General features: G+C 41.5%; 1 pseudogene. It reads left to right on the top strand.

Going from position 1 to position 1,698, the window contains the following annotated elements:
• Nucleotides 1–301 precede the first annotated feature (301 nt).
• Nucleotides 302–1,698 (top strand): annotated as a pseudogene (locus DW761_RS21585) (SrtB-anchored collagen-binding adhesin); the annotation flags it as partial.

Here is a 1,698-nt window from a genome sequence, read left to right as displayed (position 1 = left end):
CTTGTTATTACAGCGTAGCTTTTGTCTTAGTTCATAGAGTGCCGTAAAGTGCCTATTTACAGGCTTTTCACGGGTTTTATGAATTTATCACATTTCATCAAAAATCGTCAATATACAAAAAATTGGTGTCAAAATTGGTGTCAAATAACCTTAATTTGAGATTTTGATGAGTAACACATCAGTATAAAAAATTGAATAACTTATAGACTATGGAACGCCTAAAATGACGTTCCTTTTCTATTTCCAGCCGTTCTTATTGGACGGCTATTTTATTACCCAAAATGAAAGGAGCATTAGATTTATGAAAAAGATGTTAAAACGATTGTGTACGGGCTTCTTAGCTCTTGCAACTGTCGTTACTGCTTTACCGACTACACCCGTTCATGCAGAAAGCAAGCAATACTGGACGGAGTCAAAAGAGCGTGTCGGTATCGTTGAAAAAGTAATGAATGACGGTTCGATTGGTTCTACCTTTAATGAGGGACATTTAACCGTTGAGAGCGAGGACGCTTACTGTATTGACATTAACACAGACTTTAAGAATGGTTACAAGACCAGAGCTGACGCAAGCTCACGCATGAGTATCGACCAGATAAGCGACGTTGCCTTATCTATCGAATATGTAAAACAGTACACAGACAGTCACAGCGGAATAAGCAAAAATCACGCTTACCTTTTAAGACAGCTTGTAGTCTGGCAGAGATTGAGCGTACATCTTGGCTGGCAATGTAATAACGTGCGAGCTTCTTATGATGAAATACCAAAGGCTACGCAGGACGAAGTTTTCGCTGGTGCAAGAGCCTTTGTCAAAGAAAATAAAGGACGCTATGAATGTGCCGGTTATATCTACTCTGGCGAGGGGCAGGAATTGGGACAATTCTGGGCGAAACTGAATGTCGGAAATGCGAAACTTCAAAAGACTTCCAGTAATACCAGCATTACAGACGGTAACGGGAATTACTCTATTTCTGGTACAACCTATGGTGTCTTTGCTAATAAGGACTGCACAAAACAGCTTGCCACCCTTACGACTGATGAAAACGGAAATACAGATGTTGTAGAGGTAAAAGCAGGCACAGTCTATATCAAGGAATTATCCGCACCAGCAGGATATAAAGTGGATAAAACTGTATATTCCTTAAAGGTTGAAGCTGGAAAGACAGCGACCTTGAAAGTATCAGATACGCCAAAAGTAACGGACACTTTGATTGAGCTTTTTAAGATTGATATGGAAACACAGAAAGACAATCCGCAGGGGAACGCTTCTTTAGCAGGTGCGGAATTTACATGGAAGTATTATGCTGGTTTCTATACGAAAGACAATCTCCCTGCCGAAGCTACTCGTACATGGGTTACAAAGACAATCGCTGAAAAGGACAGCGACGGCACAATCCATTATGTTACAAAATTAGCGGACGCTTACAAGGTATCTGGCGACAGTTTCTATATGCAGGACGGTAAAGCGGTTCTTCCACTTGGGACACTAACCGTTGAGGAAACAAAAGCTCCAAACGGCTACTTGTTAGACGGTGCATATATGCAGGCTGGCGACAAGTCCGAACAGATTAAGGGCTTATATGTAACACAGATTACCGAGGACGGCGACCTTGCTGTACTATCTGGAAGTAACCAGTTTTCCGTATCAGACAAGGTTATCCGTGGCGGTGTCAAAATTCAGAAACGAGATTTAGAAACGGG

This window comes from Absiella sp. AM29-15, assembly GCF_003434225.1.
Taxonomy (GTDB): Bacteria; Bacillota_I; Bacilli_A; order Erysipelotrichales; family Erysipelotrichaceae; genus Hoskinsella; species Hoskinsella hominis.
The sequence above is the reverse complement of the archived record's forward strand: the minus strand, read 5'-3'. Positions and strand labels throughout refer to the sequence as shown.